We start from the raw sequence: 19,139 nt of genomic DNA on the forward strand, positions 1-19,139 counted from the left end.
CATTTTACTAAATATTGCAAAGCAAAAAAGAGATGGTAACCGAACACCATCTCTTTTTTATATTATAGGAGAACGAATTATTCACCCTTGATTGCAGCCACGCCCGGAAGCACTTTACCCTCGATAGCCTCGAGCATTGCGCCGCCGCCTGTGGATACATAAGACACCTTGTCGGCCAGTCCGAACTTGTTGACAGCAGCAACCGAGTCGCCGCCACCCACGAGAGAGAAAGCGCCGTTTTTCTGTGTAGCCTCGGCAACATACTTGGCTATCTCGCCCGTACCGTGGGCAAAATTCTCGAATTCGAATACTCCTACAGGGCCGTTCCATAGAATTGTTTTTGATGAAAGGATAATCTTCTTCCATTCTTCCAATGACTTTTCGGAAGCATCCATCCCTTCCCAGCCGTCGGGAATATTGAATATGTCGACTACCTTACGGTTCGCATCGTTCGAGAACTTATCTCCGGCAACGGTAGCAACGGAAAGGCTCAGGTTTACACCTTTCTCCTTGGCAACCTTCATAACGTTCAGAGCTTCCGGCATCAGGTCGTCTTCGTGAAGCGATTCGCCTATATGACCGCCTTGTGCCTTAATAAAAGTGTAGCCCATGCCACCGCCTATGATCAGATTATCTACCTTATCGAGCAGATTTTTGATGACTCCGAGTTTAGAACTTACCTTAGATCCGCCGATGATAGCGGTAAAAGGATGCTGCGCATTCTTCAACACATTGTCGATAGCCTTTACCTCTTTTTCCATCAGATAGCCCAGCATCTTGTGGTCTGCATCGAAGCTGTCGGCGATAACTGCCGTAGAAGCGTGTCTGCGATGAGCCGTTCCGAACGCATCGTTTACGTAAACGTCTGCGTAAGAAGCCAGTTTCTCTGCAAATGCCTTTTGCTTTTTCTTCATTTCTTTCTTGGCTTCGTCGTATTCGGGCGTACCTTTTTCAACGCCTACAGGCTTGCCTTCCTCTTCCGGATAGAAACGCAAGTTCTCGAGAAGCAATGCTTCTCCCGGCTTCAAAGCGGCAGCTGCCTCGTCTGCCTTGGCACAATCGGGGGCGAATTTCACCTCTACACCGAGCGCATTACTCACGTTCTTTACGATTTGGCTAAGTGAAAGTTCCGGTTTCACCTTACCTTTAGGCTTGCCCATATGGCTCATCATGATCAGTGCACCGCCATCTGCAAGCACTTTCTTTAGTGTAGGAAGCGCACCGCGTATGCGGGTATCGTCTGTAACATTACCTTGCTCGTCTAATGGAACATTGAAGTCCACGCGAACTATTGCCTTCTTGCCGGCAAAGTTGAATTGTTCAATTGTCATTTTTCCTTATTATTTTAGTTAGAAATCTTATTTTTTATTTATTACAAAAATAGTACAAACCGAATGCAAAGAAGTCCGCTGTCATTTGCCGAGGTATTGCCTATTTTATGCAAAAATAATATATTTCCGCGATATACGGAAGTCTCAGCTCCACATTTTGTTCTTTTTCTGCCGACAAACGGCCAAATGCAAGGCAGAGTTGGCAATTTTTATTACTTTTGCAGCGTATTAAAACATTTTGAAAATGAAAGATTCGGTGATTATAGTGAGCGGAGGAATGGACTCCGTTACCATGCTCTACGAGTATCAAGACCGCATTGCCTTGGGCATATCCTTCGATTACGGCAGCAATCATAATGCCAAGGAAATACCTTATGCACGCCTGCATTGCAAGCGACTCGGTATCAGACACATTGTTATAGACCTCGGTTTCGTGCATCAGTACTTTAAAAGCAGTCTTTTAGAAGGTGCAGACGCTATCCCCGAAGGCAGTTACAACGAGGGGAACATGAAGTCTACAGTGGTGCCGTTCCGCAATGGTATTATGCTTTCCATAGCCGTCGGCGTGGCCGAGAGCCACCATTTGAAATATGTAATGATGGCCAATCATGGCGGCGACCATGCCATCTATCCCGACTGTCGTCCCGATTTTGTGGCAGCGATGTCGACTGCCGCCACCGCCGGAACCTATGAAAAGGTGTGCGTTCTAGCCCCTTATACCGGCATAACCAAGACGGATATCGCCCGCAGAGGGCAGAAGTTCGGGGTGAATTTTGCCGAAACGTGGAGCTGTTACAAGGGAGGCGACAAGCATTGCGGGCGTTGCGGAACGTGTCGTGAGCGCAAAGAGGCCTTGGCAGAAGCGGGGATAGAAGACCTTACAGAGTACGAAGAAAGGTGAGCGAGATGCCACTTGCAATGTTTTCGAAAGGCAAACATATGAATAAGGAAAGGCCGCTGTCGCCCTTTCCTTTAAGAGGAAAACCGCGGAAAAAGTATGGCTGTTACAGGAATTCCGTCGGTTTCCCAATGACGAACAGAAGCAGAAATATCTGTATTCGGTGCCTATATTTTTAGCGGGTTGCAGGTATATCCGGCTTAGATAGTACATCTAAACTTGTTAGAAAGCCAATCTAAGACGGTTTGATAGGTACTTTAACGAAGATAGATATAAGCGGTTGATAATCAATATGCTATCTGTCGGTTTATCCGAAAAGGCATCTAAGTGCCTCTTCTACCTTTCTTACCGGATGAAGTTCTATGCGGTATTTGCCCTGATTAAAGCTCTGTAGGTTATATTTGGGCACTATCATGTGAGTAAAGCCCAGCTTTTCCGCTTCTGCAATGCGTTGTTCTATGCGGTTAACAGGACGTACTTCACCGCTGAGTCCCACTTCACCGGCCATACACCATCCGTGTTCTATCGCTGTATCGACATTACTCGACAATACAGCGGCTATCACGCTCAAGTCTATGGCCAAATCGGTGACACGAAGCCCCCCTGCAATATTGATAAACACATCCTTTTGCATCAGTTTAAAGCCGACACGCTTCTCCAAAACGGCCAAAAGCATGTTCAATCTCTTCTGTTCAAAGCCGGTAGCTGTCCGTTGAGGAGTGCCATATGCCGCAGATGATACCAGTGCTTGGGTTTCTACGAGAAACGGACGTACCCCCTCGATGGCCGAACTGATAGCAATACCCGATAAACCCTCGTGGTCTTGCGTGAGTAGAAGTTCAGACGGATTGCTTACTTGCCGCAGTCCGTTCCGTTCCATCTCATATATACCGAGCTCGGAGGTAGAGCCAAAGCGGTTTTTAATGGAGCGGAGAATGCGATACATGTAATGTTGGTCGCCCTCGAACTGTATCACCGTGTCTACGATATGTTCAAGTATCTTTGGTCCGGCAAGCGTTCCTTCCTTGTTGATGTGCCCGATAAGCACCACAGGCACGCCGCTTGTCTTGGCAAAACGCAGCAGTGAGGCTGCACATTCGCGTACTTGAGTGATGCTGCCCGGTGAACTTTCCACTTCTGAAGTGGCTATGGTCTGGATGGAATCGATAATAACGATTTCGGGATGCGTATCCTTTATGTGCTCGAAAATATGCTCCAACGATGTTTCGCAGAGTATCATAACGTTGTTATTCTGCCTGTTTGAGCCAAGTCTGTCGGCACGCAATTTGAGCTGGTGGGCGCTTTCTTCGCCACTGACATACAGTATACGTCTGTCGGTCATGCGGAGTATCGTCTGTAGGGTGAGCGTGCTCTTGCCGATACCGGGCTCTCCGCCGAGCAAAACAATACTTCCCGGAACCAATCCCCCGCCGAGAACACGGTTCAATTCTGTATCGTTGGTATCGATACGCGGCTCGTCTTTCGCCGATATTTCGTGCAGGTATAGAGGTTTGTTCGGGGTGCCTGCCACAGACAGCCTTACCGATTGTGCCGCCGATCTGGCCGCCATAGAACCCGTATCGCCTGCAATTCTTATCTCTTTAAAGGTGTTCCATTGTCCGCACGAAGGACATTTACCGATCCATTTTGCCGACTCTTGTCCGCAATTGGAGCATACGTATGCTATCTTATCTTTTGCCATAATCAGTTATTCCGGTAGGTATAGACATGCCATCTATGCCGTCAACAAAAATAGTTATTATTTTCCGAGTATCAAAATTTATTACTAAATTTGCCACATGAATAAGTTTTTCATCTATACGGTTGTACTTGTGTTGCTCGTATCGTGCGGATATTCGCAAGAAGAAAAGGAAAGACTCTCGCGCGAGGAGCGCCATCGATTGCAGATAGAAGACTCTCTTGCCTTGAAAATATGCGTGCTGCCGACGCTCGATTGCTTACCTATGTTCGTGGCAAAGGAACGTAGATGGTTTGCTGATAGCGGTGAAGATATACGCTTGAAACCGTATAATGCACAGATGGACTGCGATGTTGCACTTGAAAAGAGGCTGGTAGAAGGCTCCGTTTCAGACCTGATACGCACGGAAAGACTTATAGCAAAAGGGCTTCCTCTTACCTATATTTCCTCGACAAATGCCTATTGGCAACTCATAGCCAATAAAATGGCGCGTATTAAAAAGCCAGAACAGTTGGGCGACAAGATGGTAGCAATGACGAGATTTTCGGCAACCGACTACCTTACAGGCCGCGTACTCGAGGGCGTGAAGACCAAAGCACAGGTGTTTCGTGTGCAGTTTAACGATATTCATATACGTTTGAAAATGCTTCTCAATAACGAGATGGATGCCTTATGGCTGCCGGAACCGCAGGCTACTACGGCACGATTGTATTCGAATCCGGTACTGAAAGACAGCCGAGACTATAAGATTAATGTGGGTGTATTGGCTTTTCGCAGCGATGCAATGCGCGACAAACGGCGACAGAAACAACTTCGGGCTTTTGTAAAAGCATATAATACGGCTGTAGATTCTATCAACCGCTTGGGATTAGAGCATTTCTCGGATGTTATACGGAAATATTGCGGTGCCGACGAGAATACCGTAAAGGCACTCCCGAAGTTATCTTTTAAGCATATAGAAAAGCCGGCGGCAAGCGATATAAATATTGCCCGGCAGTACGTGAAATCGCTTAAACCTGTTTAATAAAAAACATATACATACGTGAAATATTCCGACAAACAATTACATACGGTAGCAACAGACATCTTAACAGTAAAAGATGTCGCAAAAAGTATGGGCGTTTTGCGCAGTATAATAAACGATAATGCGTTGACAGAGTTCGATGCACGGATAGAAAATATAGAAAACGATTACCGTCTGATGAGCAATTATTTGCGACAGGGGCTGCGCGATCCGAAGTTAGAAGATGTGTATAACGGGCTTATATGTACCTTGTATCGGCTTTATAGCGATATTCTACTCGCGTTATCGATAAGGGATAATGCTTCTTACCATATAGCTTCGGTACAGCAGGTGCAGGCAGACATGCAGCAAGATGCCATACGCGAACAGCTTGAACGGTTTGTGCAAGACCTTGCCATGCTATCGCTCGAAGCGGAAGATATGCGGCGCGACAAGCAAAGAAGCATTTACGAACTCCATCAGAAGTACATGGATGCACTGTTCAACGCATTGCTTGTTTCGCCTCAATGGAGCGACGGTATGGCTCGTTTCTTCGGAGAAATCTTGCTGTCGCCCACAATAGATGCCATAGATGCATCGATTATGCTCGGTGCCATTATGCTTTCGGCGATACAGATATTCGATGTGAACAAATTCCTTACACTCGCCAAGGTAGCCATAGAGGCAACCGACAAGCATATACGGCAAAGAGCATTGGTAGGAACGGTACTTGTATTGCCGCAAGACGATATGAGTATTTTTCCTGAAGTGCGAAATACGGTGGATAGAATATGCAAAGACGAGACGTTGCACAGGCAGCTGCTCGAATTGCAGATGCAGATTTTCTATTGTATGAATGCCGATGCCGACAACGATAAGATACAAAGAGACATTATGCCCGATCTGCTTAAGAACAATCATTTGAGATTTAGCAGCAACGGAATTATAGAAAAGGAAGACGACCAGTTAGAAGAAATTCTGAATCCCGGGGCATCCGACAAGGCTATGGAGGATTTGGAGAAGAGTTTCTCGCGCATGATGAGCATGCAACGTGCAGGCTCTGACATCTATTTCGGGGGCTTTTCGCAGATGAAAAGGTTCTCCTTTTTCTATCAGATCAGCAATTGGTTTAGCCCATTTTATACGGATCATCCGGGTTTACGGCATGTGAACGACAAATTGGGGGAAAGTAAATTCATGAAAGTGTTATTGGATAACGGGCCTTTCTGCGACTCCGACAAGTATTCTTTTGCCCTTGCAATGTCGACAGTTATCGATCGGATACCCGAAAACATGCGAGAAATGCTCAATACAACCGAGATAATGGGGCCGATGATGACAGTAGAAGAGAAAGAAGCGCCTGCATATATCCGCCGTATGTATTTGCAGGATTTGTATCGTTTCTTCCGCCTGTACCAGAATAAGGCGGATTTTATCAATCCTTTTGCAGAAACCGATCGGCGGTATTTCTTCTTTATAAATAAATTGGTGGCTACCCCTGCGATGAACGGATTGGTAATAGAATTGGGTAATTTCTTGTTGAAAAACCGTCATTATGCACAACTTATCAAGCTATTGCAGCATTACGAATTATCCGGAAACATAGATTATTACCGCTTATCTGCGGCAGCTTACATGAAGACAGGCGATGCTTATCAGGCGTATAACGAGTATGAAAAACTGCTATCGCTCAATGGCGAAGACCTTCAGGCGTTGAAAGGAAAGGCTCGCACGCTTTATCTGATGGGAGAATATGCCGATGCGGAAGAATGTTACCGTATGATATTGGAAAGAGAGCCTGACAATGTAAGGGCCTCGTTGCATTTTGCCATATCGCAGATATATATAAATAAGGTGGGCGAGGGTATGAATATTCTTTTTAAATTGTACTATGATTATCCCGATGACCTGAACATAGAGCGGGCTTTGGCATGGGGACATCTGCATCAATCCAAGCCTGATCTTGCTGAAACAATTTATGAACGTATTCTGAAATCGGGCAAGACGGTTAAAGAAGATTATCTGAATGCCGGTTATGCCAAGTGGTTCCAGTCTAAGAACGAGGAGGCCTTAAGTTTGTTTGCACAATATGCCGGTGATGGTAAGAGTGCCGAAGTAGGGCATTCGTTACAAGAAATGTTTGCAAACGACAAGGCGTTGTTGGATAAATACAATATATCTATGCCGGAAGCTAAAATTATAGCCGATTTGTCTATGAATTATATTCATAAGTGACATTTGCACGCCTTTAGCGAATATAATGCACGTATAAGAATGCCAAAATGGCAATGATAACGATCATTACAATAGACTTGATGAGGCAACCGGCCACTTTCTTAACGATGAGGAAACCTGCAATGATTGCCAATAGACAAAAAAGATAATATATAAAATTCGTACTCATTTTTGTTGTTTTCTATTTGAATAATTTCTTAAATGCTGGGGGAATGGGGGTATAGAACTCCATACGTTCATGCGTAACGGGGTGGTAAAAGCATAATAGGTAGGCATGCAGGCATAAGCGATGCAAGGGATCGTCGCCATTACCGTACTTTATATCTCCGCATACAGGGTGTCCCATGTCGGCCGAATGTACGCGTATTTGGTTCTTGCGTCCTGTCTCTAATTTATATTCTACAAGCGAATAATCGGTCGTGCGCTGTAATGTATGGAAATGCGTTACGGCATATTTGCCTCCATTATCGACCGGACTCGAGTATGAAATATATGATTTGTTATCCTTAAGCCAATTGGCTATGGTTCCTTCATCGTCTTCCATCTCGCCACTTACTACTGCCACGTAGCGACGATCGTACACTATATTGTGCCAATCGCTTTCTAATAGCTGTGCTGTTTGTGTATCCTTAGCGTAAACCATCAGTCCGCTTGTGTCGCGATCAAGGCGATGTACCACATGTGCAGTGCAATGCTGGCGGCCTTTACTGAAGTAATCGTCGAGAATGTTCTTTACGTTTAACGTAGAATGTCCGCCTGCCATAGAGAGGATACCGATATTCTTTTCGACTACGACCAAGAAACGATCTTCGAACACAATTCTTACATATTTGCTTTGAAGGTTATTGTTTCGCTTCGATTTGCTTACAGATACTTTCATTCCGGGCAGCAGCGGAAAGTCGAATTGGGTTACTGTTTTACCGTTTACACGGATGCCTCGCCCCTTCAGTGTGGCTTTCACCTTCGATTTGCTTGCGCTTTTAACAGTAGCAAACAGCCAATCGAGCAAGGATGCCTCTTGCTCCACGGTGTAGTGAATATAGTTTTCTTGTTGCCTCTGTTGTATATTATAATTCTTCATCCGCGTGCAAAGTTACTGAAAAATGGATGAAAAAAGGGGTGCATGAATTAGATTTTTTGAATTTACGTATTTGTGGTAATGGTGGATTACGTTTCGATTTGCAGATTTTGACAAGCGGTTAGGGTGTCATGTAAATATGAATCTTTACAGCTAAGGTTTTCTATTAGAGAAGATAAAGGCTCCTTTTAATACCGGTAGATACGATGCCTGTCGGCGATAGGGAGTGTGTTTATCGATGACAGAAGTTCGGTATATTGATTTCGAAAGGGAGTAATGCCGACTGCAAACGATGTATTTGCCGTTTCTAACAGTTCTTTCTTGTATGTCTCGGAATAATAATCTCGGGCCGTTTTATATAGTTGTCGGAATGATAAGAATAGGAATGAAAGGATAATTTATACTTTGCGAATTATAGACTTTGGTAGTTTCGTAAACTCTAATATTCTCGGATAACTTCTTTTTTTACATCATTTTTTTGTACCTTTGCACCCGATGGACATGCGACAAAATGGGTTATGTTGCCTTTGGCAATTGCGAGTTTGCCATTTTTAGTATTGGTCTTCGCATGATAAATCATCGAACTCATATTATTTTAAGGTAAAAAAAGAGAATGATAACAGTCACAAATCTTGCTATCCAGTTTGGAAAGAGAGTGCTTTACAAGGATGTAAATGTCAAGTTTACGCATGGAAATATTTATGGAGTTATCGGTGCTAACGGTGCCGGAAAGTCTACATTGCTGAAAGCGATCAGCGGTGAATTGGAGCCGAATAAGGGAACTGTGGAACTTGGACCGGGCGAACGTCTCTCGGTATTGGACCAAGATCACTTCAAATACGATGAGTTTCGTGTGCTTGATACGGTAATTATGGGGCATGAACCGTTGTGGAAAAACATGAAGGAGCGCGAGGCATTGTATGCAAAAGCTGAAATGACCGAGGATGATGGTAATCGTGCAGCCGAACTAGAGGAACGTTTTGCCGAGATGGATGGCTGGAATGCCGAGAGTGATGCTGCACAGATGTTGTCGAACTTGGGTATTATGGATGCCTTACACAATAAGCAAATGAGCGAACTTTCTAATAATGAGAAGGTACGTGTGATGCTTGCTAAGGCTCTTTTCGGCCATCCTGATAACCTATTGCTCGATGAACCAACCAACGATTTAGACCTTGATACCGTAACTTGGCTTGAAGAGTATCTCGGCAATGTGGAGCAGACAGTCCTCGTTGTTAGTCACGATCGGCACTTTCTTGATGCCGTAAGTACGCAGACTGTGGATATTGATTTTGGTAAAGTTACGGTATTTGCCGGTAATTATAGTTTCTGGTATGAGAGTTCGCAGTTAGCTCTACGTCAGGCACAGAACCAAAAACAGAAGGCTGATGAGAAGCGCAAGGAACTCGAGGAGTTCATTCGACGGTTCTCTGCCAATGTGGCAAAGAGCCGTCAGACCACTTCTCGTAAGAAGATGCTCGAGAAACTGAATGTGGAAGAAATACGTCCTTCGAGTCGTAAGTATCCGGGAATTATCTTTCAAATGGAGCGTGAACCGGGCAATCAGATACTTGAAGTCGAAAATCTGAAAGCTGTGGATACGGACGGGACAGTACTTTTCGATCATGTGAACTTCAATATCGAAAAAGGTGAAAAGGTAGTGTTCCTCAGTCATAACCCTAAGGCGATGACGGCACTCTTCGAAATTATCAACGGAAAGCGCGAACCTGATCTGGGTTCTTATAAATGGGGAGTTACCATTACCACGGCTTATTTGCCGCTCGACAATACGGAATTCTTTAAAAGCGACCTAAACTTAGTAGACTGGTTAAGCCAGTTTGGCGTAGGTAACGAGGTGCAGATGAAAGGTTATTTGGGCCGTATGTTGTTCTCTGGCGAGGATGTTTTGAAGAAAGTAAATGTACTTTCGGGAGGTGAGAAGATGCGTTGTATGATTGCAAAGATGCAATTGAAGAATGCAAATTGCCTCATTTTGGATACACCTACCAACCATCTTGATTTGGAAAGCATTCAGGCTTTCAATAATAATCTTATTGCATTCAAGGGCAATATTCTTTTCTCAAGTCATGATCATGAATTTATCGAGACGGTTGCCAACCGTATTATAGAGCTCACTCCATCGGGTACGATCGATAAATTGATGAGTTATGACGACTATATCTACGATGAAAATATTAAGGAGCAAAGGCAGAGAATGTATTGATTTCTGGGGATAATATAAGATATGTGTGTTTCTTGGCAAGGTATTTGCTAAGAAGCATGTATAATAAATTATTTGATCATGAATAAAGATATAGACAATAAGGCAGGAAATGCAGGGCTCGAACAGGAATGCGAAGGGCAGAATATGCAGGATAGTGCTAAAGAAGAGTGTGCTGAAACATCTTCTGAAACTTTAGAAAAAGAATGTGCTAAAGAACCAAAAGATGCTTTAGAAGAAGCTAATGCCAAGATAGAAGAGCTGAAAGATAAGTATCTTAGGAAGGTTGCAGAGTTCGATAATTATGTGAAACGAACCCGTAAAGAGAAAGATGAACTAATCTTTAATGGCGGTGAAAAGACGATCAATGCCGTTCTTCCTATTATTGATGATATGGAACGTGCCATAGCCAATGCCGGAAAAACAGACGATGCAAAGGCCATAGAAGAAGGATGGGAGCTTATTTTCAAGAAGTTTATCAAGGTGTTGGAAGGCTTGGGAGTTAAGCAAATCGATACAAAAGACCAAGATTTCAATGTAGACTATCATGAAGCTATAGCCATGGTACCCGGAGATGATGAACATAAAGGAAAAGTTATAGATTGTGTTCAGACCGGTTATACCTTAAACGATAAGGTTATCCGTCATGCAAAGGTGGCTGTGGGACAATAGGTTTATGGAATACGGACAGAAACTCTTTCAGAACAGGTAGATTATTATAATGGCACAAAAAAGAGATTATTACGAGGTACTTGGCGTGACTAAGGAGGCTTCGGAAGAAGAAATAAAGATAGCATATAGGAAACTTGCCATCAAATATCATCCCGATAGGAACCCCGATAATAAAGAGGCAGAGGAGAAATTCAAGGAGGCTGCCGAAGCTTATGATGTTCTCCATGATGCGCAGAAACGGCAACAATACGATCAGTTCGGTTTCAATGCACCCGGCGGAGGGGGCTTTGGCGGCGGTTTCGGTGGTGCCGGAGGCTTTTCTATGGACGATATATTCTCGATGTTCGGCGATGTGTTCGGAGGACATGGAGGCTTTAGCGGTTTCGGGGGAGGCCAATATCAACAGGCACAGTATAGAGGTGCCGACCTTCGATTGAAGGTACGTCTTACGCTTCAGGAAGTTTTAACAGGCGTAACAAAGAAATTTAAGGTGCATAAAGATATAACCTGTTCTCATTGTCATGGTAGCGGTGCAGAGGCTGGCAGTGGGGTAGAGACGTGTCCTACATGCCATGGACACGGTGTAGTTGTTAAAACTGTGCGCACTATAGTCGGCATGATGCAGACACAAACAGAATGTCCTACTTGCCATGGTGAGGGAACTGTGATTAAAAATAAGTGTCACGAGTGTGGCGGAAGCGGTGTTGTAAAAGGGGATGAAGTTGTGGAAATCAACATTCCGGCAGGGGTATCCGAGGGAATGGTTGTTAATGTTCCCGGCAAAGGCAATGCAGGAAAGCATAATGGAATTACCGGCAATATACAGGTATATATTGAAGAAGAACCCAATGATACGTTCGTTCGCGACGGACAGGATGTAATATATAATCTTCTGTTAGACTTTCCTATGGCAGCATTAGGAGGCAATGTAGAGGTTCCGACCATCGAAGGAAGTAAGGTGAAAATAAAAATCGATCAGGGTACACAGCCCGGTAAGATACTTCGTCTTCGTGGAAAAGGACTGCCTGCCGTACAGGGATATGGCAGCGGACAGGGGGATCTGGTTGTGAATATCAGTGTTTATGTTCCTAAAACATTGAGCCATGATGAGAAAGATATGCTTGAACAACTTGGTAAGAGCGATAACTTTAAAGGCGATTTGTCTACGAAGAAGTCGATTTTCGAGAAGTTTAAAAATTACTTTGATTAGCCTATATTTCTCTTTTTATCATGAATTATCAAGAAACTGTAGAATATCTATTCAACAGCACCCCTGTTTTCGAACATGTGGGTGCTGTTGCTTATAAGGAGGGGTTGGCGAATACATATAAATTAGATAGGCATTTCGGCTCTCCTCATAAGCAATACAAAACCATACATATTGCCGGAACCAACGGCAAGGGATCATGTTCTCATACTATTGCAGCTATACTTCAGGCAGCAGGGTATAAGGTAGGATTGTACACATCGCCGCACCTTGTAGATTTTCGTGAACGTATTAGGGTGAACGGAGAGTGTGTAAGCGAGCAGTATGTGGTAGATTTTGTAGCGCAAGAACGCGGTTTCTTCGAAGAATTTCATCCGTCTTTTTTCGAACTTACTACGGCAATGGCGTTCAAATATTTTGCTGAACAGCACGTAGATGTTGCTGTGATAGAAGTTGGACTGGGTGGTCGTTTGGATTGCACGAACGTAATAACACCAGTATTGTCCGTTATTACCAACATAGGTTTGGATCATACGCAGTTTCTCGGTAACACCTTGGAAAAGATTGCGGCCGAGAAAGCCGGAATTATCAAAGAGCATGTTCCGGTTGTAATAGGCGAGAGCCGTGCCGAGACCGTTGGTGTATTTCAGGCAAAAGCTCAAGAAAAACATGCGGAAATATACTTTGCGGAAGATACACCTGCTATCCAACGTATTGAAATACGAGAAGATGGAACCAAAGTCTATCATACTGGTGAATATGGAACGCTTGTTGGCGAATTGAAAGGTGATTATCAAGACAAGAATACGAATACAATTCTACAGGCCATCAGCCTTTTGACCGATTTTAAAATTACAATGGAAAATGTGCAGGAAGGTTTTGCACATGTCGTGGAATTGACAGGTATTAAAGGAAGATGGCAGGTGATGAACAAATATCCTTTTGTTGTATGTGATACAGGTCACAATGCAGACGCTTGGAAATATCTTTCCAAGCAAATTGCCAGACAACCGTACGAATGCAAAAGGGTAGTGTTTGGAATGGTAGACGACAAGGATATCGATACTGTAATGTCGATGCTTCCCGCTGATGTCTGCTATTATTTTACACAGGCATCTACGAAACGGGCGATACCCGTAGAAAAAGTAGCTGCTATAGGTAAGAAATATGGCTTACAAGGCAAAGAATTTAGAACGGTAGAACGAGCTTTCTGCGCAGCATGCGATGCTTCCGGGCATGATGATTTTATATTTGTGGGTGGCAGCAGCTATGTGGTAGCAGATTTATTGAGTTGTCACAATATTCCAATATCTTTGTAACAGAAATTCTGTTTAGGATTGCTGTACCTGTTTATTGATATAACGCCACGTTCTTATTTTATTTTGAAATAAGAACGTGGCGTTATTATATAATATTTAAATCGTTATCCTACCTAAAAAGATTGTATAATATATGTTATATAGGTGTTGCGTTTATGTACTTTACACCTATCGAATATCGGTGTCGGATATATTGTTTATCCCAGATATTTCATCAGTATTTTGGCATTGCCGCTGTCGCGCAGTTTCGCAATACTCTTTTCGCGTATCTGCCTTACGCGTTCTCGTGTGAGCCCTAATTGGTCACCTATTTCTTCAAGACCTTTCTCATGGCAGCCGATACCGAAGCATTCTTTGATGATAGTAATTTCTCGATCTTTGAGTACACGGCTCAATACAGAGTTTAGCTCCATCGCCATCGACTCATGGTCTACATTGCGATCGGTACGACTGTCATCACCTCCGGGCATCACATCAAGCATTGTATTGTCTTCTCCGTCTTGAAATGGCGCGTCGATACTTACATGGTGACCGTCTGCCATCATACTTTGCCCGATTTTTTCTTCGTCTATGTTCGTTACGTCCGATAACTCAGAAATTGACGGGCGGCGTTGGTTTTCTTGCTCGAACTTATTGATTTCATGATTGATTTTGTTCAAGGAACCCACTTGGTTCAAAGGAAGTCTTACAATACGGCTTTGCTCTGCGATAGCTTGGAGAATGCTCTGGCGGATCCACCACACAGCATAAGAGATGAATTTAAAGCCACGTGTTTCATCAAACTTTTGGGCAGCTTTAATCAATCCAATATTTCCTTCATCTATTAAATCGGTCAGTGTGAGTCCTTGGTGTTGGTATTGTTTTGCTACGGAAACCACAAATCTGAGATTAGCTGTAACAAGTCGCTCTTTTGCTCTTTCGCCCTCAGGGCCTCCTTTTTTTATTTTTTGAGCTAATTCTATTTCGTCTTCTATAGAAATGAGCGGTGCCCGTCCAATCTCAACAAGATATTTATCTAATGCTTCGCTTGAACGATTTGTGATACTTTTTTGGATCTTTAGCTGTCTCATCCCTAATCCGTTAATTCTTTATAAGTGTATGATAATCAAGAATTTGTTTGTGTAAAACAACAAAACGCTGCAAATATACGAAATATATTTTATATATATGCGTTTATTTGTACTTTTTATTGTGTAAATAAAGTTAAAAAATAAGGGGCTTATTTCTATTATCTGATGTAAAAAATAGGCATGGATAATTCTTGTGTCATTCTATATTTTTGACCGTTATTCCATCGAGTTTATTGAATAGGAGCGGAAAGTTGTGCTGGTATGTGCTGTTTTTAATTTTCAAATCCATTTCTGCCAAGTAGTTTTCTGCTCCATCTGTGACGTGTCGGTGTATTTTGTATGATTGGATAATGATTTTTTCATTCTCTATATATTGGATAAGATTCTCTATTTTGTTATAAGAAGAGAGGGAGAAAGTTATCTCGATATTTTTTGTACCGAACCTGACCGTGATATAGTAAATGGCCTCGAGACAGATAACAACCATAATTGTTGTAGCAGTGGAAAGGATGTACATGCCACTTCCGCATGCAAGTCCGATGGCCGATGTTACCCAAAGACCGGCAGCAGTAGTGAGCCCTTTGATAACATGTTTCTGGAATATAATAGTTCCGGCACCAATGAAGCCGATACCTGTAACTACTTGTGAGGCTATTCGTGAAGGATCGAGTGAGACGTTTGAGCGGGTATGTAAGACGCTGTCGAATCCGTATTGTGATATGATCATGAAGAGAGCACTACCCGAAGCTACGAGGAGATGGGTGCGTAGTCCGGCTTCTTTGGCCCTATATTCACGTTCAAGGCCAATAATTCCTCCCAAAATAGCGGCGATAAATATGCGGATGATCATTTCTGTTGTCATATTGTTGTACTTGTTTTTTGCAAAAATAGTGTAAGGAGATCAAAAATGCAAGCAATGTTGTTATTGTTTATAGAATATTATGATAACAGCTGTTTGATACAAAAAGTGAAAAATATAAGCATATATCTGGAAAATAATGTACTTTTGCATAAGATATGTAAACGTTATGAAATCTCTAAGAGAATTATATAAAATAGGGAAAGGACCTTCGAGCAGCCATACGATGGGACCGCATAAGGCTGCTAAGATATATGCTTCGAAATGCCCTGAAGCTGCTGCTTTCGAGGTAACATTGTATGGAAGTCTTGCCGCTACAGGCAAGGGACATATGACCGATGTGGCTATACAAGAAGTTTTAGAGAAAGTTGCTCCAGTTACTATTCTTTGGAAACCTCAAATATTTTTGCCGTTCCATCCTAATGGTATGGAATTTAAGGCATTTGATGTCGTAGGCAAGGAAATTGATAAATGGACAGTGTATAGTATTGGTGGTGGTGCTTTATCAGAAGGTGATGTGCTTGACAATATGTTCGATACGAGAGAAGTGTATGATCTTAATACGATGACGGAGATCATGCATTGGTGTGAGAAGAATGGCAGAAGTTATTGGGAATATGTACAGAAATGCGAAGATGAGGATATTTGGGATTATTTGATGGAAGTGTGGAAAGTGATGCAGACAGAGATTGAGAACGGTTTGGACCATGAAGGTGTGTTACCGGGGCCGCTAAATCTCCCCCGTAAAGCAGCTACTTATTATGTAAAAGCGAGCGGATATAAGCAGTCTTTGCAAACTAGAGCGTTGGTATATGCCTATGCATTGGCTGCAAGCGAAGAGAATGCAGCGGGCGGTATTACCGTTACAGCACCCACATGTGGTGCTTCTGGAGTGGTGCCTGCTGTTTTGTATCATCTATCTAAAGGGCATTCTTTCAGCGATATGCGTATTCTACATGCTTTGGCTACCGCAGGTCTGATTGGGAATATTGTAAAACAGAACGCTTCTATTTCGGGGGCTGATGTAGGATGTCAAGGAGAGGTGGGAGTCGCATGTGCTATGGCTTCGGCTGCAGCATGCCAGTTGTTCGGTGGGAGTCCGGCACAGATTGAGTATGCAGCAGAGATGGGACTCGAACATCATCTTGGTATGACGTGTGATCCTGTATGCGGACTCGTTCAAATTCCTTGTATCGAACGCAATGCTTTTGCAGCAACACGAGCTCTTGATTCCAATCTTTATTCTGCATTCTCGGATGGTAAGCATCGCGTTTCGTTTGATCGTGTAGTTAAGGTGATGAAGCAGACCGGCCACGACTTACCTTCATTATATAAAGAAACCAGCGAAGGTGGACTTGCTTCGGAATTTTAAAATAATACATGATATGGTAAATTTTCACAGCCCGACAGTGGATGAAGACTTCCGTCGTGAAGAATTGATCCGGCTGATTGAACGCAAGGTAGAAACATTGACAGTTCAAGAACTTGAAGCCTTATACTACGGTATGTTAACTAGAGAAAATATAAACGATATATGAGTAGGGAGTAAGAAAAACTTGCCAACGGAATTATTGCAATATTTATTTTTTACGATATGGTGACGTATTTTGATCCTACAACTTTTATAGGAACTGTTGAATAATGTTTATAAAGCTTTCTCCATATTTCTTTTTCTTGAATTCGCCAATTCCTAAAATTTGTCCGAAATGTTCCATGTCAATAGGTCTATGTGTAGCCAGCAAGTGCAGAACTGCATCTGAGAAAATCATGTATGCAGGAATTCCTTGCTCTTTAGCCAACTCCATACGATGTTTGCGGAGTATTTGAAATAGTGCTTGATCTTCCTGTGTATAAGGAGAAGCGATGACTGCAGGTGAAAGTCTCACTTCTGGAATAGGTTTCTTTCTTATACGATTGTGAGGTATTGGAGGTATTTTTTCTGCTTTATCGATAACAACCAATTCTGCATGTTTCTTTCCGAAAAGAACCTCTCTACCACTTGTTGTGATCTTTACATGGTGATGGTCGTTATAAGCGATTTCAATAAATCCCATTTGTAGCATTTGTAAGAAGTAGTCGTGCCAGTCATCTGTCGAAACTTCTTTACCCGCACCAAAGGTCTTTATTTCCCAGAATCTGTTTTTAATAACTGTGTTCGATCGTATACCTCGCAGTATTTCGATAGCGGTATTGATACCTATCTTCTCGCTTGTGCGGAATACGGCACTAAGCGCTTTCTGTATAATTTCTGTACCGTTGAACCGCTTTGGCGGATGGGTACACACATCACAATTCCCGCAGTCGTGATCGGTTTGTTCATTAAAATAATTGAGCAGTATTCTGCGACGACACACGCTACTCTCGGCATACTGGCGCATACTGTTGAGTTTCTCTATGTTTAAGTTATGCTGCTTACTTTCTATTGCGAATTTTCGTAGCATTACAATGTCGGAAAGGTCATAAAAAAGAACTGTATCGGCAGGCGCGCCATCTCGTCCTGCACGCCCTATTTCCTGATAGAAGTTCTCGATGCTTTTAGGTAGATTATAATGAATTATCCAACGAATATTACTTTTATCAATGCCCATACCGAAAGCAATAGTGGCACAAATCACTTGTATTTGGTCATTTTTAAATAGATTCTGTATATGTGTCCGCTCTCTAGTACTCAACCCTGCATGATATGTGGCTGCGTCAATACCGAGTTTCTGCAATTCAACAGATACACTTTCGGTAATTTTGCGGCTCAGACAGTAGATGATACCCGATTCATTGACATGTGCCCTAATGAAATTTACAATATAGCGCGTCTTAGCCTGTTTCTTATATCCTCGTTTCACAGAAAGTGATAGGTTCGGACGGTCGAATGATGAGATAAAGACACGGTGCTTAAGATCATCACCGATATTTAGATGTAACTGTTCGATGATATTTTTGCGTGTGATACGGTCAGCAGTTGCCGTGAGTGCAATAATCGGTATAGTGGGGAACTTCTCCCGTAATATGCCAAGTCGAGCATACTCCGGGCGAAAATCGTGTCCCCACTGACTGATGCAATGCGCCTCATCAATGGCGAATAGGCTGATATGTATGCTGGCGAATAGATGGGGTATTTCAGAGATAAGTCGTTCGGGTGATACATAGATGAGTTTCAGCTCGCCTGACATACATTTGCGTCGTATCATGGTGTCTTGATTAGCATCGTTGACGCTATTTAATTCTTCGGCAGCAATACCGTTCGTTTTGAGGGCTTGTACTTGGTCGTGCATCAAGCTGATCAGGGGTGAGACGACTACGGCAGTACCTTGCATGGCGAGTGCTGGAATTTGGTAGCAGATGCTTTTGCCACCTCCTGTAGGCATGAGTACAAAACAATCTTGGCCTTGAATTATTTCTTGAATAATCTTTTCTTGGTTCGGTCTGAAAGAATTATAACCGTAATATTTTTTTAAAATATCTATAGCTTTCATGTAATAAACAGATATCTTGACAAAGATACAATATTTTTATAAAAATGTATGTAAATAACTTGATGAATAGAGAAATA

15 protein-coding genes are annotated in these 19,139 nt (G+C 42.9%); 8 read left to right on the plus strand and 7 right to left on the minus strand.

Going from position 1 to position 19,139, the window contains the following annotated elements; genetic code table 11:
• Window positions 1-77: 77 nt before the first annotated feature.
• Window positions 78-1,331, minus strand: a complete 1,254-nt coding sequence (locus BN3912_RS10020; protein WP_023983386.1) for a phosphoglycerate kinase — start codon at window positions 1,329-1,331, stop codon at window positions 78-80.
• Between the two features lie 244 nt (window positions 1,332-1,575).
• On the opposite strand from BN3912_RS10020, the gene queC reads away from it, so the two are divergent.
• A complete protein-coding gene (gene queC, locus BN3912_RS10025) occupies window positions 1,576-2,232 on the plus strand; it encodes a 7-cyano-7-deazaguanine synthase QueC (RefSeq protein WP_023983385.1) in 657 nt (218 codons plus the stop codon).
• Between the two features lie 304 nt (window positions 2,233-2,536).
• Here queC and radA read toward each other — a convergent pair whose 3' ends face one another.
• Window positions 2,537-3,931: a DNA repair protein RadA gene (gene radA / locus BN3912_RS10030; protein WP_023983383.1), complete on the minus strand. Its 1,395-nt coding sequence runs from the start codon at window positions 3,929-3,931 to the stop codon at window positions 2,537-2,539.
• Window positions 3,932-4,028: 97 nt separating this feature from the next.
• Here radA and BN3912_RS10035 point away from each other — a divergent pair, with 97 nt between their 5' ends.
• Both BN3912_RS10035 and BN3912_RS10040 read left to right on the plus strand, forming a co-directional pair.
• Window positions 4,029-4,952 (plus strand): ABC transporter substrate-binding protein, encoded by a 924-nt coding sequence (locus BN3912_RS10035; protein WP_023983382.1) that lies wholly within the window; start codon window positions 4,029-4,031, stop codon window positions 4,950-4,952.
• A 90-nt stretch (window positions 4,953-5,042) separates the two neighbouring features.
• Complete coding sequence (locus tag BN3912_RS10040; protein ID WP_051403427.1) at window positions 5,043-7,166, plus strand: tetratricopeptide repeat protein; 2,124 nt, start codon at window positions 5,043-5,045, stop codon at window positions 7,164-7,166.
• A 13-nt stretch (window positions 7,167-7,179) separates the two neighbouring features.
• Here BN3912_RS10040 and BN3912_RS12345 read toward each other — a convergent pair whose 3' ends face one another.
• Entirely contained in the window at window positions 7,180-7,335 is a 156-nt protein-coding gene (locus BN3912_RS12345; RefSeq protein ID WP_004370185.1) for a hypothetical protein, read from the minus strand.
• Window positions 7,336-7,347: 12 nt separating this feature from the next.
• Window positions 7,348-8,247: an RluA family pseudouridine synthase gene (locus BN3912_RS10045; protein WP_023983380.1), complete on the minus strand. Its 900-nt coding sequence runs from the start codon at window positions 8,245-8,247 to the stop codon at window positions 7,348-7,350.
• Window positions 8,248-8,857: 610 nt separating this feature from the next.
• Here BN3912_RS10045 and BN3912_RS10050 point away from each other — a divergent pair.
• From BN3912_RS10050 to BN3912_RS10065, 4 genes are all read left to right on the plus strand, one after another.
• Window positions 8,858-10,468, plus strand: a complete 1,611-nt coding sequence (locus tag BN3912_RS10050; protein ID WP_023983378.1) for an ABC-F family ATP-binding cassette domain-containing protein — start codon at window positions 8,858-8,860, stop codon at window positions 10,466-10,468.
• Window positions 10,469-10,546: 78 nt separating this feature from the next.
• Entirely contained in the window at window positions 10,547-11,137 is a 591-nt protein-coding gene (locus BN3912_RS10055; protein WP_023983377.1) for a nucleotide exchange factor GrpE, read from the plus strand.
• 49 nt (window positions 11,138-11,186) lie between these two features.
• Window positions 11,187-12,347, plus strand: a complete 1,161-nt coding sequence (gene dnaJ, locus BN3912_RS10060) for a molecular chaperone DnaJ (RefSeq protein WP_023983376.1) — start codon at window positions 11,187-11,189, stop codon at window positions 12,345-12,347.
• Between the two features lie 20 nt (window positions 12,348-12,367).
• Complete coding sequence (locus BN3912_RS10065; RefSeq protein WP_023983375.1) at window positions 12,368-13,663, plus strand: bifunctional folylpolyglutamate synthase/dihydrofolate synthase; 1,296 nt, start codon at window positions 12,368-12,370, stop codon at window positions 13,661-13,663.
• Window positions 13,664-13,860: 197 nt separating this feature from the next.
• On the opposite strand, the gene BN3912_RS10070 is transcribed toward BN3912_RS10065, so the two are convergent.
• Both BN3912_RS10070 and BN3912_RS10075 read right to left on the minus strand, forming a co-directional pair.
• Window positions 13,861-14,733, minus strand: a complete 873-nt coding sequence (locus BN3912_RS10070; protein ID WP_064972314.1) for a sigma-70 family RNA polymerase sigma factor — start codon at window positions 14,731-14,733, stop codon at window positions 13,861-13,863.
• A 196-nt stretch (window positions 14,734-14,929) separates the two neighbouring features.
• The gene (locus BN3912_RS10075; RefSeq protein WP_023983373.1) at window positions 14,930-15,595 is read right to left on the minus strand and encodes an MgtC/SapB family protein; all 666 of its coding nucleotides are present in this window, start codon (window positions 15,593-15,595) and stop codon (window positions 14,930-14,932) included.
• A 166-nt stretch (window positions 15,596-15,761) separates the two neighbouring features.
• On the opposite strand from BN3912_RS10075, the gene BN3912_RS10080 reads away from it, so the two are divergent.
• Entirely contained in the window at window positions 15,762-16,964 is a 1,203-nt protein-coding gene (locus tag BN3912_RS10080; RefSeq protein WP_023983371.1) for an L-serine ammonia-lyase, read from the plus strand.
• A 250-nt stretch (window positions 16,965-17,214) separates the two neighbouring features.
• On the opposite strand, the gene recQ is transcribed toward BN3912_RS10080, so the two are convergent.
• On the minus strand, window positions 17,215-19,062 hold the full coding sequence (recQ, locus tag BN3912_RS10085; RefSeq protein ID WP_023983370.1) for a DNA helicase RecQ: 1,848 nt from the start codon (window positions 19,060-19,062) through the stop codon (window positions 17,215-17,217).
• Between the last annotated feature and the right edge of the window lie 77 nt (window positions 19,063-19,139).

The sequence above is a fragment of the Prevotella phocaeensis genome (genome assembly GCF_900065875.1).
GTDB lineage: Bacteria > Bacteroidota > Bacteroidia > Bacteroidales > Bacteroidaceae > Prevotella > Prevotella phocaeensis.